Source organism: Marinobacter sp. SS21 (assembly GCF_028369065.1).
In the GTDB taxonomy this organism is placed as follows: Bacteria; Pseudomonadota; Gammaproteobacteria; order Pseudomonadales; family Oleiphilaceae; genus Marinobacter.
In genome coordinates, this window is record NZ_JAQNDA010000019.1 from 1 (window position 1) to 25,758 (window position 25,758).

Consider the following 25,758-nt stretch of genomic DNA (forward strand, 5'->3'; position numbering starts at 1 on the left):
TTTGCGCATTGGGCAGGATAACAGGTAGCGGTTGGGTAATAAGAGCCGTATGAATCGAGAGGTTCACGTACGGTTCTGTGAGAGGCTTTGGGGGCGGTTCCCATTGCCTACTCGACCTCCAAACCGGAGCGTGAGCAGGGCGTTAGCTGTGATTGCCTTACCCGCATAGTGATACTATAGTATCACTATCAATTTGGATCAGGGTGAGCCCATGAAAGTTGAGCTTGTTACGAACCTCAAGCGTCAAGCCACAAAGATTCTGGCAGATCTGCACGTGACTAAAGAGCCGATACTGATCACGGAGCACGGTCAGCCATCCGCATACCTTGTCGATGTGCAAGATTACGAGTTTATGCAGCGCCGACTTGAGCTGCTTGAGGGGCTCTCACGAGGAGAGCGAGCTGTACTTGAGGGAAGAACGTACAGCCAAAGTGAGGCCAGGGAGAAAATGAGTAAATGGCTGAAGTAATCTGGACAGAGCCCGCCCTTCAAGAACTGGATGCCATTGCTGAGTATATTGCTCTAGACAATCCTGCTGCCGCAAGCGATCTGGTCCAACAGGTTTTTGATAAGACCGAGCGTTTGGAAGATTTTCCCCAATCCGGACGGATTCCTCCAGAACTGCCTAATTCGGTATACAGGGAGGTAGTGGTTCCACCGTGTCGCATTTTTTATCGTGAGGATGAGCAGCGGGTACTCATCCTCTATGTTATGCGAGAAGAGCGGCAGCTTCGTGCGTACATGCTTGGGAACAGCTAACCAGGCGCGTCACTCGGATGCCTTTGTCTCCGCTTCGCTATGCCAAAGTCACCGGTACGCTTCGGCGTTATGGTTACTCCAGATTCAACGAAACATCCGTGCGCTTATGAAGAATACGGACGATCTCGATTGTCGAGACTGAGCCAAATCGGTAATAGATGACATGGCTACCCTGAGGGAACTTGCGGTAGCCCGGTTTGATGTAGTCGCAAGATAAACCGATTTCAGGGGACTCCGATAGAAGCGAAAAGGTTTCATCAAACTGCTTGAGGTAGATGTTTCGCTGTTGTCGTCCCCATTCTTCTTGGGTGAATCTGGCAATGTTTTTGAGATCGTCTTTGGCTTTAAGAGAAAGCTTGTACGAAGCCATTAACCATCTTCGCTATCCAGTTCGTTAACCAGGCTGTCGTAGCTGTAATCTGCCAAGCCGCTATTTTCGCCGTCTTCAAGAAGCTGGCGTAGTCGCTGCAACTTGGTTTCGTTGTCCTCAAGCATTCTGAGTCCGGCGCGCACAACTTCGCTTGCCGAGCCGAAGCGGCCGCTCTCAAGTTGACGGGAAACAAAGTCGTCGAAATGTGGGCCGAGCGTTACACTGGTGTTTTTGGCCATCATTGGATACCTCTGTACCAATATATAATATTTGATGGTACTCCGGCCGTAACCAGTGCGTCAACGGGATCGCTTTGTTCCGCTGCCGCTCCACAAACCGGCCCGTTACACCAGCGTTAGCAAGATGCCAATAGGCACACGCTCTGCTAGACTCACCCCATGAAGCAAATCAACTGGAATGCGGAAAAGAACCAGCAGTTGATGAGTGAGCGCGGAGTTTCCTTCGAGGATGTCCTGTTTGCTCTTCAGTCTGGTGGTTTGCTTGATGATGGACCTCACCCCAACAGGGACAAGTATCCGAATCAACGCCTGCTTGTGGTTCGGATTGACGACTACGCCTGGCTGGTGCCGTACGTTGAGAATGATAGAGAGATTTTTCTCAAAACGGCCATCCCCAGTCGCAAGGCCACTAAGAAATTTCTAAGGGGGTAGCATGGCCAAGACCAAATTAGATTCTGAAGAGCAAGAGCTGCTGGAGGCTTACGAATCCGGAGAGTTCGAGTCAGATCTGGATGCCGATCGTCGGGAGTACCTGACGAAGGCAGCGGAAGAAACGTTCAAGAAAGACAAGCGGATAAATATACGCATCTCCAGTCGTGACCTGGAGGCACTTCAACGTCGCGCGTTGGAAGAGGGGCTTCCTTACCAGTCTCTGGTTTCTAGTGTCCTGCACAAGTATGTCTCCGGCGGCCTCAAGGACGTCTCTGCTAACAAGTCAGGCCAGCGGACGCGCTAACGTGCGCCGCTGCCTTCCGCGTTGAGGCTGTAGAAAAACTCCGGGTTGGGTATTAATACCCGAAGAGCACAGCCAAGCGATGTTCAAGGCATCTCCCATGACAAGCAGCACGCACCAAGGAACGGTATGGCTATTGTATTCAACGTAAATGAGCCGGTTTGGAGGCACTGTGAATCAAGACGCCATTTTGCTGCCCGTTGTGACGCTCGTGGGGTGGACCCTGACGGTTTTGCTGCTGGTGCCGTACAAGCGTTTCAAGGCGGTATTCTCGGGGCAGGTGACGCTGAAAGATTTCAAGTTCGGTGAGTCGGCCAGGGTTCCCCCGGAAGTCTGTCTCTCTAACCGGCACTTCAGGAACCTGCTGGAAGTGCCGGTGCTATTCTATGTGTTGTGCATCACGCTGTACGTGGCCCAACGGGTAGATGCCTGGGCGGTCTATCTGGCCTGGGGTTACGTCGGCTTGCGGATTCTGCACAGCTTGGTGCACCTCACATACAATCGGGTGAGCCATCGTCTGGCCGTGTATGCCGCAAGTAACCTGATGCTACTGGTCATTTGGGTTCGGGTGCTTGTGCCGATGACCCAGTGAGAAACCGGGAGATCAGGTGGAAGGCAGTGGTTCAAAGCGGTGGTCAAGGTCTGCAGTTACGGCTGGTGAATAGGCGTCAAGAATGGCAATCGTTGAGCGTAACGGATCGCGTATCTACTACGAGTCCATGGGCGAAGGTCCCGCGATCGTGTTGGGACACAGTTTCCTGTGTACCGGAGACATGTGGTGCCGGCAACTGGCGACTCTGGCCGAGAGCCATCGTGTCATCAACGTGGACTTGCGAGGCCATGGCCAGTCCAGCGTGGTCGATAAACCATTTACCCTTTACGATCTGGTGGATGATGTTCTGGCAGTGCTCGATCACGCTGGCATAGATCGCGCAGTTTGGGCCGGTCTGTCGATCGGCGGAATGGTGGGATTGCGGGCCGCCATCGTTGCGCCCCATCGTGTTGCCGGGCTGGTGCTGCTGGACACCCATGCCGGAGCGGAGACGGCCTTTAATCGGGTAAAGTTCCAGCTGATGGCCGCTGTGGCAAGAGTGCTCGGGATGCGCGCCCTCGCGCCCGAGATCGCCCGCATGTTTTTCAGTTCACACACGCGGGAGAGCCAGCCAGGCCTTGTCCGCGACTGGAAAGATCGTTTTGCTTCGGTGCCTCTGCGGTCGGCTTTGCGGACGGCAGCGGCACTTCGCACGCGGGATTCCATCGTGGAGCAACTCGCGCGGATTGAGGTACCGGCGGTCGTCATTGTCGGCGCGGACGACCAGCCAACACCGCCGGCCTATTCGGAGGAGATCGCGGCACGGCTGCCCGGCGCCAAGCTGGTTGTGATCGAGCGCGCTGGCCACCTGTCGACTCTGGAGCAACCAGAGGCGGTGACTTCGGCAATGGTGTCCTTCTTGGCCGGCCTGGCGCCCTCCCAATAGTGGGTGACGGTTACCGCAATGCCCCTGAGCCGCCTTAGCCAGATCATCGACTGAAAGGAATCAGTATGGCAAACGACCGAATCATAGTGGCGTACTTTGACGATTTCGTGGATGCGTTCCGTACGTTTAGCGGTGACCGAATCGCCGCCAAGTTTGCGGTGCCTTACCTGGTAAAAGGGGAGGCCGGTAAAAGCCAGGTATTTGACTCACAAGCGCAGGTGAGCAGGTACTTTCAGGGCTATCTGGATGAGTACCGGTCTCTGGGCTGTAGCCAATGTCATTACGGGAACCTGGCGGTGACGTGGCTTGGTTCTGAATGCGCGCTGGCCTCGGTGGATTGGCGGTTGCTGGATTCGTCCGGCCGGGCTGTCATTGCCTGGTCAGAGTCCTATCTGTTGTCGGTGATTGACCAGCAGGTGCTGGCGTTTGCCTCCATCGACCATGTGGGCGTGCAGGTTAGCGATTGTGAGGCTGGACAATCCGGCTGATTCGCCTTTAATCAGGGCATGCACTGTTCAGGGGATTCACTGTCTGCAAATCCTGAATTCATCCCGGCCGCTAATTTCTTTGCCGATAACGGAACTGGAGCTGTCCATCATGAATAAAATCAAGGCGATCTCGCTGCTGCTCTCTCATGGGATCGTTGGGGTGATCGGCTTTGTTGCCGGCATTTACGTGCTGCCCATCCTGATCGCGCCGCCGGCGCCTTCGTCCACGGAGGTCATGACGGCGGCAGAGGCTGCCCGCTTCTCCGGGGAGTTTCGTCGTGATCTGGCGGGGAGTGACGCCCTGCATTGGGGGGAAGGCCGGATCTTTGTGGGAGGGGACCGGATCACTTTCAGCGGCAAGCTGGCGCCCGGACCCGATTATAAGCTTTACCTGTCGCCGGAGTTTGTTGAATCCGAAACGGAGTTTTTGCAGCTGAAGGCTCGGATGGTTCGGGTTGGCGACGTGAAAACTTTCGAGAATTTTCTGGTACCGCTTCCGGCGACGGTAGACCCTGCCCAATACACCACGGCCGTGGTGTGGTGCGAAACCTTTGGAGAGTTTATTTCCGCGGCGAAGTATCGCTAGTGAGCCCATTAACACAAGTGATACGCTGATGACTGGCGACAAGTACACCCTGTTACCGCCTCATTTACCCGCGGATGAGCCGCCACCGGGCGCAGTATTGGCCGACCTGGGCAAGCTGGACCACATCAATACCTACGGCGATCTGCCCCGTTATTACATCGACTACCCATTCACCTGCATCGATTGTGGTAAGCGCGAGGTTTGGACCGCGCTTCAGCAAAAGTGGTACTACGAAGAAGCCAAGGGACATATCTGGGCGGTAGCGGTACGGTGCCGGGCCTGTCGCCGGGCGAGGAAGGCACCTGAGTCCTGCCGTTAATTTTTCTTTGCCAGTTGCTCCAGGGCCAGCAGGGTGTCCACGTAACCAACGAACCGGTTCAGGTAGTCCGGCGAAATTTGTTGCATGGAGCCCACGGCTCGGGCCACCAGGCGGTGGGCATTCATGGGCCCGGCGTTGGCCGGAGTGTGTGCGATGGCATGGGCAATGCGTTTTTCAGTGGTCAGTCGTGCCTGGACGGCGCGCAGCTGGGACAGGGCTCGCAACTCCCGTCGGGGGGGCTGGGGCAATAAACCGGGGGCGGTGAATGCCGCCGGCACGCGCTCCGCCATACTGTACACCCCAATGTCGCCTGGAGCCGGTGACTGAGCGTAGAGCGTATCACGGAGCTTGGCTACGGGAGAGGGCTGACGGCGGGCCCTGAAGCGGCGCACCAGGCGCTGTACGGCCCGGCAGTCGCCAAGGTCCAGCGCCTGCCGCAGCGCTTGCCGTTCGTCCTCGGACAACCCGGTTTGGTCCCCCTTGATGCACTCCCCGACGCACTCCTCGACCAATGCCGAGGCAGCGGCCTGGGCCTGGCCGAAGCGCTGCTCAAACTCAGCCAGGTGTTGCTCCAGCTTGCCTTGCCCGCAGGGCATCGCCGCCAGCCTTTGGCTCAATGACTCCAGGTAGGCGAAGCCGGCCGGATCAAAACGCTGCGCGCCCTGGGCTCGCAATTGCGTCAGTCGGTCGGGCAGGGCTTCCTGCGGCGGCGGGATAGGGCTGAAATCATTCACCGTCGCTGCTCTCCAGGTGTGGCACGGTACTGATTTCCACGCGCCGGTTCTGGGCGCGGGACTGCTCGTCCTGATTGGGCACGGCGGGATGATTGGCGCCAAACGCGGCCGCGAATACCCGGTCGGCGGACAAACCCTGGTCGACCAGGGTGCGGGTGACCGTCAACGCCCGCTGAGCCGAAAGGCCCCAGTTGTCGGAGTAACGCTGGTTGCCGCGTCGGATTGGTAGGTCGTCGGTAAATCCGCTCACCATCAGCAGTTCATCATGCTGGCTCAGGTAGACCCGAAGCGGGGCGACCAGGGTTTGCAGCAGGGCTTCCCCCTCTGGTTGCAGCTGATCGGAGTTTAGCTGGAACAGCACATTGCCACTGATGCCGATACGGCCATCCTGGATGGTGATGCGACCACTGGCCAGCGGATCGGCAAGGGCGTTTTCCAGGGCAATCCGGCGTTGTTCCTCGATCTGGCGGCGCTGTTTTTCCTGCTCCAGGGACTGGCTCAGTTCCAGCTGGATGCCGATGACCCACACTAGGATCAGCACCAGAATGCCCACCAGGGCGGCCATCAAGTCCGAGAAGATGGCCCAGACCGGGGTGGCCTGAACGTCGCTGCTTTGCAATTCGTCCATCAGCTGACCTCGGCGGTGGGCTGGGCCGCACGACCTCTGCGTAGCGTGGCCAGCGCGTCAATGACCTCGCGCTGGGACGACATGCTCAGCTCGATGACCTCCCGGGCCTGCTCTACGTAATAGGCCAGTTGTTCGTCGTTCCGAGTGGCGGAGGTTTCCAGCGACGTCTCTATCTGGCTCAGCGCGTCCAGTAACTTGCCGCTGGATTCGCTGAAATGTTGGACCGCGACGCCAAAGGCGTCACTCAGGCTGCCTACTTCGTGGGCGCTGCCGCGAATATCACTGGCCACCTCGTTCAGGCGCTGGCCCTGTTCGTTGACCTGGCGGGAGAAGGTTTGACTGACCTCTGTCAGGGACTGGCTGGCGGTATCGATCAGTGTCTGGATGGCTTGATTGTGGGCCGAGGCGGCATCCCGCTGTTTGCTCAGCAGGGCGTCCAGCTCGGTCATGATCCGTTGCCGTTCCACCAACAGTTCATTGTCCCGTTCGCTGCTGCGGGTCATTTCCTGGCGTAGCTGACGGATCACTTCCGCCGCTGCTTTGGGGGTTTCCGACGCGGTTTCGATCAACCGGGCCATGGGCGCTTCCAGCGCCGCGCCCAGGGTGCCGAGGTGGCGGGCGACGGTGCCTTCCAGTTCCGCCAGCCGGTCGCTGGCGGCTTTGCCCCGGTCGGCTTCCTGTTGCCTCAGCTGGCCGAGTTCCTCCCGCAACTGAAGGATCAGCGTGTCCAGCCCGCTGCGTTGACCGTCGATCAGCTCGGCGGCGGTGTGCTCAAAGTGCCGGTGGTGTCCTGCCAGCGCCGTTGTCAGTGTCTCGGCCAACTGGCGGCTGGCGGCCTGCTGCCCGTTCAGACCCTCTTGCCAGGCTGCCGCGGCTTGATCCGTGGTGGCGTGGAAGCGCTCGGAGAGACGTTCCAGGTGCTGGCCGGTGTGTTCCTGAAACTGCCCTTGGGCGGTGGCGATCGACTCCAGCAGCGCCTCGGAACGCCGCTGAAGCTGGTGTTGGTGCGCGTTGAGGGTCTCTCCGATGTCCTTGGCCAGGGCCGCGCTGGCCTGTTGGTGGGCGTCCAGCCCAGTCCGCCAGTGCTCGGCGGCCTGTGAGGTGGTCTGCTGGAAACGCTCGCTCAGGGTGCCCAGCTGCTGCTCAGCCAGATCATTGAGTTGGCGCTGGCTCTGTTCAACCTGAACGCTCAGTGCGTTCATCGCCTGGGCGACAATGGGCTGAACACCTTCCGCTGCCAGTCGGCTGCTGTCGCTCAGCGTATCCTGCAGGGACCGGGTCACGGCGTGAGCCAGCTCCTGGTATTGATGGCCCAGGGTATCGTGGAAGCTCTGCTGGTTGCGGGTGAGGGTATCGGAGAGCTGCTCGCTCATGTGTTCCAGCCGCTGGGTCATGGATTGCAGCGCCGCGATCACATCCGGCATGGCCTGGGATTGCTGCTGCAAGGCCGTGTATGCCTGCTCCCGTTGGTACTGGGCGGACAGCTGGTGGCGATCGCCACGGAGGATGCGGTCGAGCTGACGGGACAGCAGCACCCGATCTTGCCGGCACAGAGTGGTGGCGAGGCCCAGCATGGCGGAGGCGGAGACCCCGGCGATGGAGGTTCCGAACGCCAGGCTCAGGCCCGCAATGGGGGCCGCCAGGGCGCTGCGGATGGCGGTGAGCTCGCTGCTGCCGTTCAACGCGGTGGCGGCGCCGTCCAGGGTCACGATCATGCCCAGAAAGGTGCCCAACAGTCCCAGCATCACCAGCAGGCCTAGCAGGTAGGGCGTGAGCATGGGGCCGGGCAGCGCCGCCGGTTCGCCGTCGATACGCCGGCGCACGGCGGGCTGCAGTCCGGGCGCCAGTCGATCCAGCCAGGCGGTGAGATCGTTCCGGGAGTCGGGCAGGGTTGTCAGCTGGCTGGACAGGGCGGCGCTGTCACGGCGGAACCGGAGCAGTTCCAAAAAGCCCAAGCCATAAACGGCGCCAATCAGTGTGGTGACCGAAAGGGCCAGCGGGCCGGATTCCAGCGCCCCCAGGCCGATCCAGCCGACGGCTCCGGCGCCGAGCGCAAACGCCAGTACAAAGAGCAATCGAGTCATGTGTTATTCGTAACCTCTTGGTTGAGTGCATCCAACAGCCCCAGAACCGGCTCCAGCCGTACATCCAATTCGGCGAGCAGTAGCCTTTTCATGTCCTGGCAAAACTGGTGAAGCCAGGCTCCGGGCGCCAGCCAGTCTTCGGGCGACTGGGCGTCGGTCGGGTGGGCGTGCTGGTGGGCCTGCCAAAGCGCATCAAAACGTTTTTCCAGGATGATGGGTACAACGCTGAAGCTTTGGCCGACAAAATTAGACAGGGTGCTTTCGAAGACCGTGTCCAGCTCGGCCAACTGGGCCAGGGCCGGGCTGTGTTGGGCCAGTGCCTTTCGCAGCAGGAGGCGCTGCTGGCGGATGCCGGCGACGATTGCCCGCTGTCGGGCCAGGTAAAAACGTTGATAACGACTGACGTCGGGGCTGTCGTCGTCCATCTTCGGAACAGGCAGGCCCGGGGCGGAGCGGGATTCCCGGGTGGCGAAGCTGGCGTTGAGTTGATCCGTCAGCGACTGCCGCATGGCGGCGAGCCCCTGCCGTAAAGAGTCCACGGTATTCTGCTGGGACTGCTGCGCGTCTCTTTTACGGAGGGCCAGGGCGGCATCCAGGTTCATGGTGTCCGCGAGCCCGAACAGGCGCCCCAGGCGTTCGGCGAAGCACGGCGATTCATCGCTGAGGTGGCGATGACCCAAACTGGCCAGCAGTTGCACCAGGTGGTGACCGGGCGTTGCGGCTTGAGCGGTTGATTGCGTCCTTTGCGTGCTGTTCATCGCTATCGCTGTGTGGAATCGGGATTGGTTGCGGCCCCGCGACTGATCGGGGGTGTGTTCAACTGGGAACGGTACGTTCTAATCGGGACGCCACATTCTAATCGGGAAAGCGGGCAATGATAATGCCGATGTGGCCGGATCTGGCGGCCTTTTCGGCAGGTTGTCCCAAAGAATCCGCCAGGTTCCCATGACAGCGATCATAAATCAGGCGGTTAGCGTTACTTGCAGGTATGTAGCGGGGCACCACTGTTCGGGCCAGCCTTGCCGAAAAGTATTAGCATCCTACGTATCCACGTCGCGGGCGATCACTGGTAGGCTATGTCGGCTTCGTTGATCTGTGGGAGTGATTGATGCCCGTCCTTGTTCAAGCCTTGGTGCCCGTGTTTACGCTGATCGTGATGGGCTACCTGTTTCGACGCTGGAATTTCCCGGGCGACGGCTTCTGGCTGCAGGCTGAGCGGTTCACCTATTACGTACTGTTTCCCCCGATGTTGGTGTTCAAGCTGGGGCAGGCGCGGATCGATCCGGCCGCCTATGGCGAGATCCTGGCTCTGGTGGCGGGCATGGTGGTGGCCATGACGCTGCTGCTGGTGGTGATCCAGCTGATCTGGCGTTGGCCCGGCGCTGTTTATTCCTCGGTGTTTCAGGGGGCGTTGCGTTTCAATTCCTACGTGGCCCTGGCCTCGGCGGGCATGCTGCTCGGTGACACCGGACTGTCGCTGATTGCCATTGTCGTGGCGATCAAGGTCCCGCTGATCAATCTGTTGAGTATCCTGATGTTTTCCCTATTGGTGGGGCAGGGGCCGGTAAGGTTCCGACCGGTATTCAAGGCCATCGTGACCAATCCGCTGATCATCGGATCGGTGGTTGGGGTGTTCTGGAGCTATTTTCAGATTGGCTTCCACCCGGTACTGGCGGGCATTCTCGCGCCGTTGAGTGAGCTGGCGCTGCCGCTGGGCCTGATGACGGTGGGCGCGGGGTTGCAGCTCAAAGCGCTGCGAGGCGCCTCGGCGCCGTTTCTGGTGGCCTCCACCGCCAAGTTGCTGGTGTTCCCGTTGATGACCGCCGGGCTCGCCCTGGCTCTGGGCCTGGATGGCTTGCTGGTGCAGGTGGCCATCTTGCTGACCGCGCTGCCGACGGCAACGTCCTCCTACATTCTGGCTCGCCAGCTAGGCGGTGATGCCCCGTTGATGGCGGGCATCATCAGTGGCCAGACGTTGCTGGCCATGGTCACCATGCCATTAATGCTCGGTTTGCTGTGGTAGGCACGCCAGCACCGCTTCCGCCAGGGCGTACTGGAACTGGATGTAGCCCTGGGCGGTGGTGTCGATGTCAGCCGCCAGAGGGTCCCAGGTGCTGATGTTCAGGTCGATGCCTTCGGTGATGGAACGCCACCACTGGCGGTTGAACTGCGGTTCCATCAGCAGGCAGACGTTCTCGCTTCGCTGCAGTTGCTGTTGCAGCAGGGTGATGTGGCGCGCGCCTGGCGAGCGTTCCGGGTTCAAAGTCAGCACCCCCTGAACGTCCAGGCCATAGTGCTCGGCGAATCGCCGGAAGGCATCATGGTAGGTGAACAGGGCCATGTGACGGGCGCCGGAGAGGCGCTGGCGGATATCGGTTTCGGCGGCCTCAAGTTCCTGTGCGAAGCGCTCGTAGTTGAGCCTCAGCTGTTCTTGCTCGACCCCAGGGAGATCCTCCAGATGGTGCCGGATTGTTTCGGCCATCTCAAGGGCCAGGCCGGGATCAAGCCAGACGTGGGGATCCTCGCCGTCGCCGTGCTGGTGGCCGGGTGTTGAGTGGTCCGTTTCGTGGTGCCGATCCTCGGCTTGGTGATGGGCCTGGTCAGGCTCGTGCTGGTGCGCGGGGTGATGTCCCGCATCGCGCTGCTCATCCCAGAGTGCGACCTGTTTCTGGCGGAAATCGGCGCCTGACAGCAGGCGTTCGAGGAACGTTTCCAGCTCCGGTCCCACCCAGAAAATACGGTCCGCCTGTTCCAGCGCCCGGCGTTGTGAAGGCCGCATCTGGTAGGTGTGGGGGCTGGCGCCGGCGGGCACCAGGCTGGTGATCTCGGCGTCTTCCGGTGCAATGGCACGAACCAGAAGCTCCAGCGGCTTAATGGATGTGACGATGCGGCTCTCCGCCGATGCCGTGGAGAGGGGGCTCAAGGCACTCACCGCTAGAACAAGCGGAACAAGCAAGGGTCTGAGGCTCATGGTCTGGGGTCCTGTTGGTCGTCACAAAAAATAGAACGTTATAATATTACAATTCTGGTGGTGGGCAAACTCTCCGGTTTCCGCTTATGCGAATTGGCCCGTTGGCCGGTATAATGCGTGGCTTTCCAATCATTGGCTGTGTACCGGCCTGGCCTCCCGCGAGCGGCGCTGGGCGGGCGACCGGACGCAGCCGCCAGACAGGATGCTTTGATGACCGTACGTACCCGAATTGCGCCATCCCCGACCGGAGATCCCCACGTCGGCACGGCCTATGTGGCTCTGTTCAATCTGTGTTTTGCCCGTCAGCACGGCGGCCAGTTTATCCTGCGGATTGAAGACACCGACCAGACCCGCAGTACACCGGAATCCGAACAGGACATCCTGCAGGCCCTGCGCTGGTTGGGGCTGGAATGGGACGAGGGGCCCGATGTGGGTGGCCCCCATGGCCCTTATCGTCAGTCTGAGCGTAAGGACTCCTACCGTCAGTACGCCATGGACCTGGTGGAAAAAGGCCACGCTTTCTACTGCTTCCGTACGCCGGAGGAGCTGGAGGTGATTCGGGAACAACGCAAGGCCCAAGGCCTGAATCCCGGTATCAAGGGCGACCTGGAGCTGCCGGCCGAGGAGGTGCAGCGCCGTCTGGACGCTGGCCAGCCCTATGTCATCCGGATGAAGGTGCCGGATGAAGGCACCTGCGTGATCAACGACATGTTGCGGGGCACCATCGAAATCGACTGGGCGCAGGTGGATTGTCAGATCCTGCTCAAGTCCGATGGCATGCCGACCTACCATCTGGCCAACGTGGTGGACGACCACGCTATGGCCATTACCCATGTGCTGCGGGGGGAGGAGTGGATCAACTCGGCGCCCAAGCACAAATTGCTGTACGAGTACTTTGGCTGGGACATGCCGGAGCTGTGTCACCTGCCGCTGTTGCGTAACCCGGACAAGAGCAAGCTGTCCAAGCGCAAGAACCCCACCAGCATCAATTTCTATGAGCGCATGGGCTTTCTGCCGGAAGCGGTGATCAACTACCTCGGTCGCATGGGCTGGTCCATGCCGGACGAGCGGGAAAAATTCTCGGTGACGGAGATGATCGAGAACTTCGACGTTCAGCGTGTGTCCCTGGGTGGTCCCATCTTCGATGTCGAGAAGCTGCGCTGGCTCAACGGCCTGTGGTTGCGTGAGGACGTCTCCGATGAGGAGTTCATCGAGCGCATGCGCAGCTGGTGGTTCCGGGAAGATGCCCTGCGGGCGTTGGTGCCCCATCTGAAGGGGCGGGCCGAAGTGTTCAGCGACGTTGCGCCCATGGCCGCCTTTATGTTCTCCGGCATGCTGGAACTGAGCCCCGAGCAGTTCGCCCACAACAAACTGGAGGAGGGGCAGGTCAAGCGGGTGTTGCAGTTCGCCCTGTGGAAACTGGAAGCTCAGCGTCAGTGGAACAAGGACAACATCTTTGCCGACATCAAGGGGCTGGCCAAGGCCATGGATCTGAAAATGGGCGAGTTCATGTTTCCGATCTTCGTAGCCATCGCGGGCACGCCCAATTCCTGGTCGGTGATGGATTCCATGACGACACTGGGGCCGGATATGACTCGGGCACGTTTGCGTCACGCCTTGAACGTCCTGGGTGGATTCTCCAAGAAGGAATCCAAGCGGGTCGAAAAGGAGTTTGCTGCGCTGTAAGTCATTGCCCTTGATGGGCGCGGGCACCCGGTATCCAGCCCTGAAAATCACGCTATTTGGTTGATTTTTGATGGGTTTGGGTGCTTTTTGATCGAATTTCGAATTAATCAGAAAAAATGAAAATAAAAGGTTGACGGCATAGGGGGGGATCCTTAATATACGCAGCCGTTGAGGGGCCATAGCTCAGCTGGGAGAGCGCAACACTGGCAGTGTTGAGGTCAGCGGTTCGATCCCGCTTGGCTCCACCAATTTCTAGTCCCCTTCGTCTAGTGGCCTAGGACTCCGCCCTTTCACGGCGGCAACAGGGGTTCGAACCCCCTAGGGGACGCCAATACGGCAAGCCGGTTAGTCCGCTGGCAAGCCATCAAAAAAACCGCCTTCGGGCGGTTTTTTTGTGCCTGGAGAAAAGTGTGCACCGTAGGATGTGGTGAGGGGAGCGAACCGCATCGATCTGCGGGTGCTTGCTGAAGCGTCCAGGTGGAGCAATATCAGGATCTGTCAGGGCGCGGGCGCGGATCGGGGACAGAATTGAATTCTGTCCCCGGGGGCGTGGAGATGGGGGGGCTGAGCCTAGCGTTCGGCAATGGCGCCCTTGCCGACGCCTTCGAATGCCTTGACCCGAATGCTGTCATGGGGGAACTGGGCCTTGCACTGATCGGCAATGTGGGCGGCGATCAACTCGACGGTGGTGTCGGTATCGAGCATGTAGACCCGGTGCTCAGGCAGGCTGAGACTGAACTCACCCTGGTTAGCCTCGTAGTCGAAGCGGATGTACTGTACGCCCTGGCTGTCCACCGAGCGGCTGCTGACGTCTTCCTCGGAGCCCACGTAGATGTCTTTCCAGCGTTTCGCCCAGTCGTGTTCCAGGTCGTAATCCCGATGATCGTTGCGATCGATTCGAATGGGCGAGCGGTGGCCGTGAGCGATGCGCTGGCAGTTACCCAGGTGCTTTTTCAGACCGTGGACGTAGTGATAGTAAGCGCCTTCGATGACCTCTTCCCGCAGTTGGATCCGGATGTCCTTCACGTTGTTGGGCAGCACCGCCTGCAGTTCCTGCTGCAGCAAGCGTGCAACCGTGGAGGGCACCACCTTGTCCCCGCTGAGCCAGACGATGGCTTCGTCCGGGCTGCGGTGGAAAATGCGGGTGCCGTCCTTCAGTGTCCAGTGAAAGGCGTTGGGATCGTCGCTGTCACGCTTCAGGCCGGAGTAATCGGCCGGGATGACCAGGCGGTGGTCGACCCGCTCGTCGATAATCCGCTTGATGGTGCGTTTCACGTTGCTGAAATCAAACACCATGCCCTGTTCGTCCAGGTCACCGGCTAATACCACATCGACAATCCAGCTTTCACCCACCAGACCGCGACTCCCATCCAGGTAGGCGAAGTCGATAACGGTCAGGTTGTCCACAAAAAGATGATTCATCGGCGGTGTCCGGCGTAAGGTGTACTTGATTGACCTGCGGATTCTAGCAAAAATCCTTGCTCCCTAGGAGCATAACGCATATGCGTACAAACCGGTTCGCCGACCGGTAAGGTGATTCGTTCCCAATGCCGTTGATAGCTCATGCCTCGATCCCGGTGCTGCTGCTGGCCGCCGGTGCCTCCAAACGCCTGGGACGCGCCAAGGCGCTGTTACCCTGGCAGCGGGGTATCTTGCTGGACCACGCCATCGACCAGGCGAAGCTGCTGGGGGCGCAGGTCACGGTGGTGGGGGGTGCCCGATATCCGTTGATTCGCTACCGCAGCCGGCGTCGCAACGTGCGCTGGGTGCATGCGCGGGACTGGTCAGCGGGGCAGAGCGCGTCGCTGAGGGCCGGGTTGCTGTCGCTGCCAGTGCGGGTTCCCGGAGCGTTTGTACTGGTGGTGGATCAACCACGCTTGTCGCCGGAGGGGTTGCGGTCACTGAAACAGGCGGCGGAGTCGGACCCGTTGGCGGCGGCAGGGGCCGATTACGGTGGCCGGGCGGGAGTGCCTGCTTATTTACCTCGGGCGCTCTGGCCGGAAGTCATCGCGCTGGAAGGGGATCGGGGTGCCGGTCAGGTGCTGGGGCGGGTCGGCGCGCGCCGCATTACGGTTACGGGCGTGAAAGACGATCTCGACACTCGCGTCGATTGGCTCCGCCTTAGCCGCGGCTAAGGCGTCGGCCAGAACCCTCAGCCAAACAGGCCGGACAACCAGGCAATGCCCAGGGTGAAGATGCTGAGGCTGGCGGCCAGACCAATGGTATAGACCCGGGAGGCTGCGGCCCGCTGTTGGGACACGAACAGGTCGATGGTGCGCTGGGCGATATCCTCGGCGGTATCCCGGGATATTTCATGGGCCTGTTGGATCGCCTCGGATTGCAGGGTTTGCCAGAACTCGGTATCGATGGTTTGCACGCTGGTGATGTGATCCTTCAGCTCCGCCATGTTCTCGCTGGTGAAGCCATTGGTGCTGGACAGCTCTTTCTTCAGATCGGCCAGTTCCCGGCTCAGACTGAGATTCACCTCAGCGGCCACATCGTCCCGTAAATGCCGGGTGCGATGGTCAACCAGCTCGGCGAGCTGGTTGAGTCGGCCTTCCACCGCGGCGTCCTGTTTCTTGTTGGCCTCATCCAAAGCCCGCTTCAGATGATCAAACTGTTCGTCAAACAGCGAGCTGAGCAGCTCATGCAGGCGGTTATTGATGTGAGTCTTGACCGCTGAACGGGCAATCTGTTCGATCAGCTCGCTGGTGAGCGGGATGGCGTGGGCATCGTTGTCGTGGCCGTTGCTGGATCTGGCGGCGGCTTCATCCGGTGTGCTTTCCGGTATCGTGATGGCCGTTTCGTCGTCTGACGATTCTGTTTCGGGCATGACTGCCGGCTTTGGCAAGGTGCCGTCGGTAACGTCGGTGGCCAGCTGCGCGAGCATCTGGTTCAAACCTCCGTCCTGGGGCGGTTTGGTCAGGATGCTGTAGACACCAAAATTCCTGGCCTCTTCCATGAACGACTGGGATTTCTTGGACGTGCACATAATGATGGGGATGTCGGCGGTCTCGGGGTTGCCCTTGATGGCCTTGGTGGCTTCCACGCCGTTCATGCCCGGCATCAGGTGATCCATGAAAATGACGTCGGGACGGTCGTGGTTATTGAGGAACTCCATGGCCTCTTCGGCGGACCCGGCCATGTTTACCTGCATTTCCCGACTCTCCAACAGCTTGCTGAGAGCGAAGCGCGCCACTTTGGAGTCGTCTACCAGCAGTGCATTCTTGATCGCCATGTTCTACCTCAACCTGTTACAGCATTCTCGTTAAATGCAGGTTCACCCGGCCTCCATTCCGGGACTGGCGTCCCTGCGATTTGCGGTCCCCGGACTCACCAGCCTTCCAGTACCGGGCACTGGGTGGCCCGGTAGCTTTTCTCCCGGTAACACACGCCCGGCTCCGACGTGCGGGCGGTAAACACTTCCCCGGCCGCCGTGGTCAGGCGCACCTGGCCATAGGGCTCACCGTGGCGGAATGTGGCTTCGATGGAGCTGCCGTTGGGGTTGAGCAGCAACCCTTTGCCGTGGAACTTGCCGTCCAGATACTGGCCCTGGTATTTCTTGCCACTGGCGAAGACTTCGGCCCCGGCGCCGTAAAAGCTGCCATTTGAAAACTCCCCTTCATAGTGACGGCCGTCCGGGTAGGTGAGGGTGCCGGCGCCATGGAACTCGCCATTGCGGAAACCGCCCACGTAGAGCATGCCGTCGCCGGTGGTCAGGGAGCCGTGGCCATTGAGGGCGCTGTCTTGCCATTGGCCGGCAAGGATATCGCCGTTGGGGAGCGTAAGCGTCCCCTGGCCGTTGAACTGGTTGTCTGCAAACTGGCCGGTGTAGCTGCTGTTGTCCGCCGCGCGGTAGAGTCCTTCGCCATGGCGGACGCCGGCTTTCCAGTCCCCTTCGTAGCGGGCGCCGTCGGGGTACCAGACGGTGCCATGGCCGTGGAACTTCCCGGCGATGAAATGGCCTTGATAGCGCAGGCCGGTGGCGTCCTGATAGCTGCCGTCACCGGTTTTGACGCCGCCAATCCAAGTGCCGTTGCGGTGGTCCACCTGGGTATATTTCTCCAGCTGTGCCATCAGGGTTACGGACTCTCCAGCTTCCAGTACGATGCTTTGAGTCCAGCTCTTGAACCCGTTTTTGCTGATTTTTACCTCATACCGGCCGGGCTCCAGGGTAAGGTTCAGCCGGGTGGGGCCGTATCCCTTGCCATTGACGGTCACCTCGTCGCCGTGGACGTTGGAGCGCAGGATGAGTTGCCCTGTGGTTGGCGGCTCCGGCGCTTCCGCGGCTATGGCAAAGGGTTCTGCCAGCGTTGCTGTTTTTACTTCCGTTTCCGCGTCGGTTTCCGTCGCCATTGCCCTGACGGGTGCGGTGGACGGCGGCTCAGCCGCGGCGGGAAGACGGGATGTGCCGGGCGCCTCGGTTAGTTGTGCCACTTCGGCCCTGGCAGGTGGCTGGATCGGGGGCTGTTCCTTGGCACCCGATGAAGTCGTCACGGATTGGGCTGCCGAGGTTGGCTGCTCTGCGCCGGAGGCAACCGGTTGTCCGGTCGGCTCGCTTGCGCTGCCGGTAGGCGTGGCGCCGGATGCCGGGCCAAGTTTCATGCTGTCGTGAATGGACGCAAAGCCGGCGGTGACCAGCAGCATGAAGGCCAGAGCGTTGATGAACAGCAGCGGTCTGAAGTCGACCATACCCAATCTCTCGCTAGTGCATGACAACAACTGGATTCCAGCCATTCGCCGGGATCTCAGCCGGCAGCCAGGGCCTGCCGGTGACCGATGTTGACCGGAATTAATGCGCTTCCATACTAGCGGCTTGACGTTAACTTATGTAACGAAAAGTGACTTAAGTTGACGAGATTGCAGGCCAAATCACACTTTGTCCGGAAGCTGGTCAAGGTTGAGTTGCTCCCAGGAACGCATGTACACATCGGCTTCGTACTGATAGGGGGATTTAAAGGGGGTCAGCACGAAATCGAACACCAGGAAGAAGAAGCCGACGGATAGCCAGGCGATCACCAGGGTACTGAGGGTGTTGGCCTGCACTTCCGGGTTGGAATCGACAAAATTGTGCAGCAGTGGCAGCAGTTCCGTAACCATCACCACCGGGTTGAAGCTGGACATTACCAAGGGCAACCAGAACGCCAGGAAAATGGGGAAGAAGCCAAAGGACCACATGATTCTGCGCAGCAGGTAAATACCGATGGCGCGCCAGTAGCGTTGGCGCAGTTCCGGGACCTTGCGAACGCGCTCCAGATAGCGACGTCGTTCTGCCCAATAGGCCGCGACATCCGCCGCCGGCAGCGGGGATGGGCGTTCGTTGGGCGCTTGCGGGGCATCGGAATTGTCGGCGTAGGGGGTTGAGTTGGCACCTTCCGGGGTTTCAACGGTCATAGCGAATGATTTTTCCATAAGATTGCAAGGCTTCGGGGTCGAAGCGAAAACATGTGGCGCAGACATGGCGTCGGACCGGTCATCTGCATGATAATCGATGCAACGTGTTACTCTACAAGTCTTAATATATTAACGACAGGATAGTTGAATGACATCAGTCAGTGAAAACCCGGTCCATCCGGCCTTTGAGAAACTGAGGAGTCACCGGATTGGTACGCTTAACCTGACCGTCGAAGAGTATCGTCACCGCAAGACCGGCGCACGCCACCTGCACATGGCCGCCGACAATGACGAGAACGTGTTTTTTGTGGCGCTGCGGACCTTTCCGATGGATTCGACCGGCGTGGCTCATATCCTGGAGCACACGGCGTTGTGCGGCAGCGAGAAGTACCCGGTGCGGGATCCGTTCTTCATGATGATCCGCCGCTCACTCAACACCTTTATGAACGCATTTACCAGCAGTGACTGGACCGCCTATCCATTTGCCAGCATGAATCGTAAGGATTTTGACAACCTGCTGTCGGTTTATTTGGATTCGGTGTTCTTTTCCAAGCTGGATCAGCTGGATTTTGCCCAGGAAGGTCACCGCCTGGAGTTTGAAGAGCCTGGCGACCCCTCCACACCGCTGGTGTACCGTGGGGTGGTGTACAACGAGATGAAGGGCGCGATGAGCGCGCCCACATCGCAGCTCTGGCAGCACCTGTCCAGTCACCTGTTTCCCACCACCACCTACCACTACAACAGTGGCGGAGAGCCGGATCACATTGTGGATCTGAGCTACGACGATTTGGTGCGGTTCTACCGGCATCACTACCATCCAAGTAACGCCATCTTTGCCACTTACGGCAACATTCCGGCCCGCGAACACCATGATCGCTTCGAGGAGTTGGCCTTGAAGCGGTTTGACCACCAGCATGTGGAGTTGCCGGTGCGGGACGAGAAGCGCATGTTCACCCCGCTCAATGTCGAGCAGGGCTATGCCACGGCCGAAGGGGAACCCACCGAACACAAGACTCACATCGTCATGGGCTGGTTGCTGGGCCACAGTTTTGACCTGCAGGAGAATCTGGAAGGGCAGTTGCTGGCCAATGTGCTGCTGGAAAACAGTGCCTCTCCGCTGATGCGGGCCCTGGAAACCTCGGGCATCGGACACTCGCCGTCGCCCATGTGTGGCCTGGAGGACTCCAACCGGGAAATGACCTTTGTCTGCGGTGTTGAAGGCAGCGAACCCGGTCGGGATGGCGATCTCGAAGCCCTGGTGGAGCAAATCCTGCAGCAAGTGGTGGCCGACGGCGTGAGCGAGGAGCGCTTGGAGGCGATCCTGCACCAGCTGGAACTGCATCAGCGGGAGATTGCCGGCGACCAGTTCCCCTATGGTCTGCAATTGATCATGAGCGCGATTGCCCCCATGGTGCATGGTGGCGATCCGGTGGCGTTGCTAGACCTGGAGCCGGTACTGGCCGAGCTGCGGGAGAAAATCCGCGATCCTGACTATGTGCCCGGGCTGGTACGCCGGATGCTGCTTGAGAATCCCCACCGGGTCACGTTGACCCTACGTCCGGATGCGCATTTGGAGAGCCGCCGTCAGGAGGCGATTTGCCAGGCATTGGCCGCCCGCAAGGCGGCGCTGAGCGAACAGGAAGTCCAGCAGATCGTGGAGCGGGCGGCGGCCCTGGAACAGCGTCAGTTGCGCAAGGATGACGATTCCATTCTGCCCAAGGTAGACCTTACCGACGTGCCCCTGCAGACGCCCGAGCCCGAAGCCCGCTTTGCTGAAAACTTCCCGGCCACCCTGTACGCCAGGGGCACCAACGGTTTGGTGTACGAGCAGGTGGTGATGCCTCTGCCGGCGCTAACCGAGGACGAACTCCTGTTGCTGCCGTTGTACACCACCTGTGTGACCGAAGTGGGCTGCGGCGATCTGGATTATCTGCAGATGCAGGACCGCATCTCGGCGGAGTCCGGGGGTATTGCGGCGTTCTCGACCGCGCGGGGCAAGATCGACGATGTGCAGGATATGTCGGGCTATCTGATTTTCAATGGCAAGGCACTGGCGCGCAACCGGGAGGCCCTTGGCACGCTGTTGCGGGACGTCTGTCTGGATGCGCGGTTCGATGAACAGGATCGCATTCGTGAGCTGGTGGCGCAGATCCGCGCCCGGCGCGAACAGGCAGTGACCGGCAACGGCCATGCGCTTGCCATGGGCGCCGCTTCCCAAGGCGTCAGCGCCGGTGCCTGGTTGAACTTCCGCCTCGGCGGCCTGGAGGCGATTCGCGGTATCAAGGCGCTGGACGATGCCTTGGCGGATAAGGCCGAATTGGCGCGCCTGTGCCAGCGGCTGGCGGACCTGCATCAGCGCATCAACCAGCAGGGACGCCAGTACCTGGTTATTGGTGAGGACGAGCAGATTGCGCCGATGGTGGACAACCTGAAGGACAACTGGACCAGCGAAACTCGCTCGGAAGGGGACGCCTGGTCACTGGCGGCAGTGAATTACCAGACCTGCCAGGCCTGGCTCACCTCCACCCAGGTGAATTTCTGCGCCAAGGCTTATCCCACGGTGGCGGTGGATCATCCCGACGCCGCCGCGCTGACTGTTCTCGGTGGCTTCCTGCGCAACGGCTACCTGCATCGTGCCATCCGTGAAAAAGGCGGCGCCTATGGCGGTGGTGCGGGTCAGGACAGCGTCAACGGCACTTTCCGCTTCTTCTCCTACCGTGATCCCCGGTTGGGCGAAACGTTGGAAGACTTCGACAAGGCACTGCAGTGGTTGCAGGAGACCGAACACGATCCCCAGGAACTGGAAGAATCGATCCTGGGTGTGATCGGTCAGCTGGACAAGCCCCGCTCCCCGGCCGGAGAAGCCCGCCATGCCTTCCACAACCGGCTGTTCGGTCGTTCTGCGGAGCAGCGGGCGCGGTATCGCGAGCGGGTGTTGGCGGTAACCATCGACGATCTTCAGCGGGTGGCCAGAACCTGGCTGGTTGCCGAACGGGCGAGTACTGCGGTGATTACCAGTCACGACAACCGGAGCGTGGTCGAAGCCCTCCAGCTGTCGATCGAGGAGCTGTAACGTTCAGCTGCATGGGCGCAGCCGCAGGTTAGCGGTTGCGCCTGAGCCCGGTGCTCATCATGATCCGGGTCGAAATCTCTTCCACCGAGTAGGCCGTGGTGTTCATGAACGGAATCCGTTCGCGACGGTACATCAGTTCGATTTCTTCCACTTCGTGCATGCACTGCTTCAGCGACGAATAGCGGGAATTGGGTCGCCGCTCGTTGCGGATGACCGCGAGCCGCTCCGGCTCGATGGTGAGGCCAAAGATCTTCGCTTTGTGAGGCTTGAGCGCGTTCGGCAGCTGCTCGTCCATCAGGTCTTCTTCGGTAATCGGATAGTTTGCGGCCTTGATGCCGTACTGGAGCGCCAGATAAAGGCAGGTTGGAGTCTTGCCGCTACGGGAGGCACCGACCAGGATCAGATCGGCCTCGTTGTACTGGCGGGTGCGGGCGCCGTCATCGTTGTCGAGGGCGAAATTGACGGCGTGGATGCGGCGTTCGTAGTTGCTCTCGTTACTGATCGAGTGGGATTTGCCCACCGTGTAGGAGGACGACGACTGCAGCTCGGTTTCCAGCGGGCGCAGGAAGGTGCCGAAAATGTCCACCATGAAGCCATTTGCCTGGCTGATGATTTCGCGGATGTCGTTGTTGACGATGGTATCGAACACCAGGGGCTTGGCGTCGTCCAGCTCCGCGGACTGATTGATGCGATCGACCAGCTCGCTTGCTTTGTCGGCATCGTCCACGTAAGGCGCGGTCACCCGTTCAAATTCGATCTTCTCAAACTGGGCCAAAAGGCTGTTGCCAAGGGCTTCGGCGGTCAGGCCGGTGCCATCGGATATAAAGAAGGCGGTTCGTTTCATGGTAAGGTTGCGGCTCCGTATCAAGCGGCTTTGTACTGCTACCTGCCCGACATCCAGTGACGTCGGGGGCAACAAGGCGGCCCAGTAAGCGGTGTGGGACCATGACGGATGCGGAACGGGCGTGCGCCAACAGCACCCGTGTCCCACACCTTCCTCAGGGCGTGTGATTCAAACGGGGCCGAACACTACGTCCCCTAGGTAATCGCTTCAGGTTACAGTATGATACACGGCTAGTTCGAGAGCGTGGATGAGCCCTGACGCAAATTTTCAATCGGCTACATCCTGCCTGGTTCGGCTCTTTGCTTTTTAGACTCAAGGGAGACGCGTTTTGGAAGATTACATTATCTGGTTTGAGCACCTGGGAATGTCTGATGTTGACCGGGTGGGGGGCAAGAATGCGTCCCTCGGTGAAATGATCAGTAATCTCGCCAACGCCGGCGTTACCGTACCGGGTGGTTTTGCCACCACTGCCCATGCCTATCGCGAATTCCTTGCCAAGGATGGGTTGAAAGACCGCATCGATAGTGTGTTGGATGCCCTTGATGTCAATGACGTAAACGAGCTGGCCCGGGTGGGCTCCCAGATTCGCCAGTGGGTGATCGATACGCCGTTTCCCGCCCAGCTCGAAGACGCTCTGGAAAGCGCCTACGACCAGCTGCGCAATGGCAACGACAACCTGGCGGTGGCTGTTCGTTCCTCCGCGACCGCGGAAGATCTACCGGATGCCTCTTTTGCCGGTCAGCAGGAAACCTTCCTGAACGTGGTGGGCCTGGAGCAGGTCAAGACCTCGGTCAAGGAAGTGTTCGCGTCGCTGTTCAACGACCGCGCCATTTCCTACCGCGTACACCATGGCTTCGACCACAAGCTGGTGGCGCTGTCCGCCGGCATCCAGAAAATGGTGCGCAGCGAGACAGCCGCCAGTGGGGTTATGTTTACTCTGGACACCGAGTCTGGTTTCCGGGACGTGGTGTTCGTGACTGGCTCCTACGGGCTGGGTGAGACCGTAGTGCAAGGCGCGGTAAACCCGGACGAGTTCTATGTCCACAAGCCCACCCTGGAAGCCGGACGCCCGGCGGTGCTGCGCCGTAACCTGGGCAGCAAGGCCATCAAGATGATTTACGCGCCGGCCGATGCCGACAGTTTCGTTGAAACCGTCAAGGTGGACCCGCAGGAGCGCGGTCGGTTCTGTGTCACCGACGCGGAAGTCTCCGAGCTGGCCAAGCAAGCCATGATCATCGAGCGTCACTACCAGCGCCCAATGGACATCGAGTGGGCAAAGGACGGCGATGATGGTCGCATCTACATCGTTCAGGCCCGTCCTGAAACGGTCAAGAGCCGCGCGTCCGCCAATGTGATGGAGCGCTACCTGCTGAACGAGCAGGGCAAGGTCCTGGTGGAAGGCCGCAGTATCGGCCACAAGATCGGCAGCGGCCCGGTTAAGGTCATTACCAGCATCAACGAAATGGATCGGGTGCAGCCGGGCGATGTCCTGGTCACCGATATGACCGACCCGGACTGGGAGCCGGTAATGAAGCGGGCTTCGGCCATTGTCACCGATCGTGGCGGTCGTACTTGTCACGCCGCCATCATCGCCCGCGAACTGGGTATTCCGGCCGTGGTGGGCTGTGGCGATGCCACCGAGCTGCTGAAAGAAGGTCAGGCCGTAACCGTGTCCTGTGCAGAGGGCGATACCGGTCTGATCTATGAAGGCAGCCTGGATTTTGAGCTGCGCGAGAACACCGTCGACTCCATGCCGACCATCCCGTTCAAGATCATGATGAACGTTGGTAACCCGGACCGTGCCTTCGACTTCCAGGCCCTGCCGAATGAGGGTGTGGGGCTGGCCCGTCTGGAATTCATCATTAACCGGATGATCGGCGTGCACCCCAAGGCGCTGCTCAACTTCGACAGTCTGCCGCGGGATGTGCATCAGACCGTGGAAAAGCGGATTTCCGGTTACCAGTCCCCGGTGGATTTCTACGTTGACAAGCTGGTGGAGGGCATTTCTACCCTGGCCGCCGCGTTTGCACCGAAGAAAGTGATCGTGCGCCTATCCGATTTTAAATCCAATGAGTACGCCAACCTGATCGGCGGCACTCTGTATGAGCCGGATGAAGAGAACCCGATGCTGGGCTTCCGTGGTGCGTCCCGCTACATCTCTGAGAATTTCCGCGACTGTTTCGAGCTGGAATGCCGGGCGCTGAAAAAAGTCCGTAATGAAATGGGCTTCAGCAACGTCGAAATCATGGTGCCGTTCGTGCGGACCGTCGGTGAAGCCCAGCAAGTGATGGATCTGCTGGCGGAGAATGGACTCAAGCGTGGTGAAAATGGATTGCGGGTGATCATGATGTGCGAACTGCCGGCCAACGCCCTGCTGGCGGAGCAGTTCCTGGAGCACTTCGATGGCTTCTCCATCGGCTCCAATGACCTGACCCAGCTAACCCTTGGACTGGACCGGGATTCCGGCATCGTCGCGCACCTGTTCGACGAACGGAACGACGCGGTTAAGGCGTTGCTTTCCAATGCCATTCAGGCCTGCAGAAAGGCCGGTAAGTACGTCGGTATCTGTGGTCAGGGACCTTCCGACCACCCTGATCTGGCCAAGTGGCTGATGGACCAGGGCATTGACACCGTGTCGCTGAACCCGGATTCGGTTCTGGACACCTGGTTCTTCCTGGCGGACGAGAAGATTGACTGATTGAGCAACGTTGAGAAAGGAGAGTTCAAGGGTGCCTATCGTAACTCCTGATCTGTGTGACGATTACCCGGAAGTACAGGTGGTAGAGCCTGGCTTTCGCAACTTTGGCGGTGTCGACGCCTTTGGCGGCGAGATCGTCACGGTAAAGTGTTTTGAAGACAACTCCGTGGTCAAAGAGCAAGTTGGTCAGCCGGGCAACGGTCGTGTCATGGTGGTTGATGGCGGCGGTTCCAAGCGCAATGCGCTGTTGGGCGATATGCTGGCGGAAAAGGCGGCCAGCAATGGCTGGGCTGGGTTGGTCATCTATGGCTGCATCCGCGACGTGGATGTGATTGGCCAGACCAAGCTGGGCGTTCAGGCGCTGGGCACGCATCCGCGCAAGACCGACAAGCGCGGCATCGGCGATCTCAATGTGCCGGTCACCTTCGGTGGGGTGACCTTCCAGCCCGGTCACTACGTGTACGCTGACAACAACGGTATTGTTGTGTCTGAGAAGCCTTTGGTTACCGGCTGATTGCAGCGGGCTCGGAATTGGTAAAAAGCGGCCTCCGGTGGAGGCTGTGTGAAAACAGTCTCCGAAGCTGGCAAAATAACCGCGACATGGTTCGCGGTTATTTTTATGAGGCACAAGGAAGGCACACCTCGCAGTCAGACGCTTCTGCTCCCCCCGAGCG

27 protein-coding genes and 2 tRNA genes are annotated in these 25,758 nt (G+C 59.8%); 17 read left to right on the forward strand and 12 right to left on the reverse strand.

Features of this window, described 5'->3' with window-relative positions:
• Window positions 1–211: 211 nt before the first annotated feature.
• On the forward strand, window positions 212–469 hold the full coding sequence (locus N6L25_RS17345; RefSeq protein ID WP_271983008.1) for a type II toxin-antitoxin system Phd/YefM family antitoxin: 258 nt from the start codon (window positions 212–214) through the stop codon (window positions 467–469).
• Entirely contained in the window at window positions 457–759 is a 303-nt protein-coding gene (locus tag N6L25_RS17350) for a type II toxin-antitoxin system RelE/ParE family toxin (protein WP_271983011.1), read from the forward strand. Before N6L25_RS17345 ends, N6L25_RS17350 begins: the two co-directional genes overlap by 13 nt.
• Before the next feature lie 73 nt (window positions 760–832).
• On the opposite strand, the gene N6L25_RS17355 is transcribed toward N6L25_RS17350, so the two are convergent.
• Window positions 833–1,129 (reverse strand): type II toxin-antitoxin system RelE/ParE family toxin, encoded by a 297-nt coding sequence (locus N6L25_RS17355; RefSeq protein ID WP_271983014.1) that lies wholly within the window; start codon window positions 1,127–1,129, stop codon window positions 833–835.
• Window positions 1,129–1,371: a type II toxin-antitoxin system ParD family antitoxin gene (locus N6L25_RS17360; RefSeq protein WP_271983017.1), complete on the reverse strand. Its 243-nt coding sequence runs from the start codon at window positions 1,369–1,371 to the stop codon at window positions 1,129–1,131. Before N6L25_RS17360 ends, N6L25_RS17355 begins: the two co-directional genes overlap by 1 nt.
• A gap of 156 nt (window positions 1,372–1,527) precedes the next feature.
• Here N6L25_RS17360 and N6L25_RS17365 point away from each other — a divergent pair, with 156 nt between their 5' ends.
• The 7 genes from N6L25_RS17365 to N6L25_RS17395 all read left to right on the forward strand — a co-directional run bounded on the left by N6L25_RS17365 (window position 1,528) and on the right by N6L25_RS17395 (window position 4,972).
• Window positions 1,528–1,800 carry a DUF4258 domain-containing protein gene (locus N6L25_RS17365; RefSeq protein WP_271983020.1) on the forward strand — a complete coding sequence of 91 codons (273 nt, stop codon included), beginning with the start codon at window positions 1,528–1,530 and terminating at the stop codon, window positions 1,798–1,800.
• Between the two features lies 1 nt (window position 1,801).
• A complete protein-coding gene (locus N6L25_RS17370) occupies window positions 1,802–2,104 on the forward strand; it encodes a CopG family antitoxin (protein WP_271983023.1) in 303 nt (100 codons plus the stop codon).
• Window positions 2,105–2,273: 169 nt separating this feature from the next.
• Window positions 2,274–2,693 carry an MAPEG family protein gene (locus N6L25_RS17375; RefSeq protein WP_271983026.1) on the forward strand — a complete coding sequence of 140 codons (420 nt, stop codon included), beginning with the start codon at window positions 2,274–2,276 and terminating at the stop codon, window positions 2,691–2,693.
• A gap of 82 nt (window positions 2,694–2,775) precedes the next feature.
• Window positions 2,776–3,579: an alpha/beta fold hydrolase gene (locus N6L25_RS17380; protein WP_271983030.1), complete on the forward strand. Its 804-nt coding sequence runs from the start codon at window positions 2,776–2,778 to the stop codon at window positions 3,577–3,579.
• 65 nt (window positions 3,580–3,644) lie between these two features.
• Window positions 3,645–4,067 (forward strand): hypothetical protein, encoded by a 423-nt coding sequence (locus N6L25_RS17385; RefSeq protein ID WP_271983033.1) that lies wholly within the window; start codon window positions 3,645–3,647, stop codon window positions 4,065–4,067.
• Window positions 4,068–4,176: 109 nt separating this feature from the next.
• The gene (locus N6L25_RS17390; protein ID WP_271983036.1) at window positions 4,177–4,653 is read left to right on the forward strand and encodes a DM13 domain-containing protein; all 477 of its coding nucleotides are present in this window, start codon (window positions 4,177–4,179) and stop codon (window positions 4,651–4,653) included.
• Window positions 4,654–4,681: 28 nt separating this feature from the next.
• Window positions 4,682–4,972, forward strand: coding sequence for a zinc-ribbon domain containing protein (locus tag N6L25_RS17395; protein WP_271983039.1), 291 nt, complete (start codon window positions 4,682–4,684; stop codon window positions 4,970–4,972).
• Here the strand turns inward: N6L25_RS17395 and N6L25_RS17400 are convergent.
• From N6L25_RS17400 to N6L25_RS17415, 4 genes are read right to left on the reverse strand one after another with little or no spacing between them, the layout of a single operon-like run.
• Complete coding sequence (locus N6L25_RS17400; protein WP_271983042.1) at window positions 4,969–5,706, reverse strand: DUF2894 domain-containing protein; 738 nt, start codon at window positions 5,704–5,706, stop codon at window positions 4,969–4,971. The genes N6L25_RS17395 and N6L25_RS17400 overlap by 4 nt on opposite strands.
• Complete coding sequence (locus tag N6L25_RS17405) at window positions 5,699–6,334, reverse strand: OmpA family protein (protein WP_271983045.1); 636 nt, start codon at window positions 6,332–6,334, stop codon at window positions 5,699–5,701. The genes N6L25_RS17400 and N6L25_RS17405 overlap by 8 nt, the downstream gene beginning before the upstream one ends.
• A complete protein-coding gene (locus N6L25_RS17410; RefSeq protein WP_271983047.1) occupies window positions 6,334–8,418 on the reverse strand; it encodes a DUF802 domain-containing protein in 2,085 nt (694 codons plus the stop codon). Before N6L25_RS17410 ends, N6L25_RS17405 begins: the two co-directional genes overlap by 1 nt.
• The gene (locus N6L25_RS17415) at window positions 8,415–9,176 is read right to left on the reverse strand and encodes a DUF3348 family protein (protein ID WP_271983048.1); all 762 of its coding nucleotides are present in this window, start codon (window positions 9,174–9,176) and stop codon (window positions 8,415–8,417) included. The genes N6L25_RS17410 and N6L25_RS17415 overlap by 4 nt, the downstream gene beginning before the upstream one ends.
• 350 nt (window positions 9,177–9,526) lie before the next feature.
• Between N6L25_RS17415 and N6L25_RS17420 the strand changes: the two genes are divergently transcribed.
• On the forward strand, window positions 9,527–10,441 hold the full coding sequence (locus N6L25_RS17420) for an AEC family transporter (RefSeq protein ID WP_271983049.1): 915 nt from the start codon (window positions 9,527–9,529) through the stop codon (window positions 10,439–10,441).
• Here N6L25_RS17420 and N6L25_RS17425 read toward each other — a convergent pair.
• Window positions 10,418–11,389, reverse strand: coding sequence for a zinc ABC transporter substrate-binding protein (locus N6L25_RS17425; RefSeq protein WP_271983052.1), 972 nt, complete (start codon window positions 11,387–11,389; stop codon window positions 10,418–10,420). The two genes, N6L25_RS17420 and N6L25_RS17425, sit on opposite strands and share 24 nt — an antisense overlap.
• A 207-nt stretch (window positions 11,390–11,596) precedes the next feature.
• On the opposite strand from N6L25_RS17425, the gene gltX reads away from it, so the two are divergent.
• The 3 genes from gltX to N6L25_RS17440 all read left to right on the forward strand — a co-directional run bounded on the left by gltX (window position 11,597) and on the right by N6L25_RS17440 (window position 13,406).
• Window positions 11,597–13,075 carry a glutamate--tRNA ligase gene (gene gltX, locus N6L25_RS17430; protein WP_271983055.1) on the forward strand — a complete coding sequence of 493 codons (1,479 nt, stop codon included), beginning with the start codon at window positions 11,597–11,599 and terminating at the stop codon, window positions 13,073–13,075.
• Window positions 13,076–13,247: 172 nt separating this feature from the next.
• Window positions 13,248–13,323 (forward strand) — tRNA-Ala (locus N6L25_RS17435).
• A 7-nt stretch (window positions 13,324–13,330) separates the two neighbouring features.
• Window positions 13,331–13,406 (forward strand) — tRNA-Glu (locus N6L25_RS17440).
• A gap of 239 nt (window positions 13,407–13,645) precedes the next feature.
• On the opposite strand, the gene N6L25_RS17445 is transcribed toward N6L25_RS17440, so the two are convergent.
• Window positions 13,646–14,497 (reverse strand): 6-pyruvoyl trahydropterin synthase family protein, encoded by an 852-nt coding sequence (locus N6L25_RS17445; protein ID WP_271983058.1) that lies wholly within the window; start codon window positions 14,495–14,497, stop codon window positions 13,646–13,648.
• 125 nt (window positions 14,498–14,622) lie between these two features.
• Between N6L25_RS17445 and N6L25_RS17450 the strand changes: the two genes are divergently transcribed.
• On the forward strand, window positions 14,623–15,210 hold the full coding sequence (locus N6L25_RS17450; protein WP_271983060.1) for a nucleotidyltransferase family protein: 588 nt from the start codon (window positions 14,623–14,625) through the stop codon (window positions 15,208–15,210).
• Window positions 15,211–15,227: 17 nt separating this feature from the next.
• Here N6L25_RS17450 and N6L25_RS17455 read toward each other — a convergent pair whose 3' ends face one another.
• From N6L25_RS17455 to N6L25_RS17465, 3 genes are all read right to left on the reverse strand, one after another.
• The gene (locus N6L25_RS17455; RefSeq protein ID WP_271983063.1) at window positions 15,228–16,313 is read right to left on the reverse strand and encodes a response regulator; all 1,086 of its coding nucleotides are present in this window, start codon (window positions 16,311–16,313) and stop codon (window positions 15,228–15,230) included.
• 95 nt (window positions 16,314–16,408) lie between these two features.
• Window positions 16,409–17,767, reverse strand: a complete 1,359-nt coding sequence (locus N6L25_RS17460) for a PEGA domain-containing protein (RefSeq protein ID WP_271983066.1) — start codon at window positions 17,765–17,767, stop codon at window positions 16,409–16,411.
• A 180-nt stretch (window positions 17,768–17,947) separates the two neighbouring features.
• Window positions 17,948–18,469 carry a hypothetical protein gene (locus N6L25_RS17465; protein WP_271983069.1) on the reverse strand — a complete coding sequence of 174 codons (522 nt, stop codon included), beginning with the start codon at window positions 18,467–18,469 and terminating at the stop codon, window positions 17,948–17,950.
• Between the two features lie 148 nt (window positions 18,470–18,617).
• On the opposite strand from N6L25_RS17465, the gene N6L25_RS17470 reads away from it, so the two are divergent.
• A complete protein-coding gene (locus tag N6L25_RS17470) occupies window positions 18,618–21,542 on the forward strand; it encodes an insulinase family protein (RefSeq protein WP_271983072.1) in 2,925 nt (974 codons plus the stop codon).
• Window positions 21,543–21,570: 28 nt separating this feature from the next.
• Here the strand turns inward: N6L25_RS17470 and ppsR are convergent, their stop codons facing one another.
• On the reverse strand, window positions 21,571–22,386 hold the full coding sequence (gene ppsR / locus N6L25_RS17475) for a posphoenolpyruvate synthetase regulatory kinase/phosphorylase PpsR (RefSeq protein WP_271983073.1): 816 nt from the start codon (window positions 22,384–22,386) through the stop codon (window positions 21,571–21,573).
• A gap of 328 nt (window positions 22,387–22,714) precedes the next feature.
• Between ppsR and ppsA the strand changes: the two genes are divergently transcribed.
• Window positions 22,715–25,084, forward strand: a complete 2,370-nt coding sequence (gene ppsA / locus N6L25_RS17480; protein ID WP_271983076.1) for a phosphoenolpyruvate synthase — start codon at window positions 22,715–22,717, stop codon at window positions 25,082–25,084.
• A gap of 31 nt (window positions 25,085–25,115) precedes the next feature.
• Window positions 25,116–25,598, forward strand: coding sequence for a ribonuclease E activity regulator RraA (gene rraA, locus N6L25_RS17485; protein WP_271983078.1), 483 nt, complete (start codon window positions 25,116–25,118; stop codon window positions 25,596–25,598).
• The last annotated feature ends 160 nt before the right edge of the window (window positions 25,599–25,758 follow it).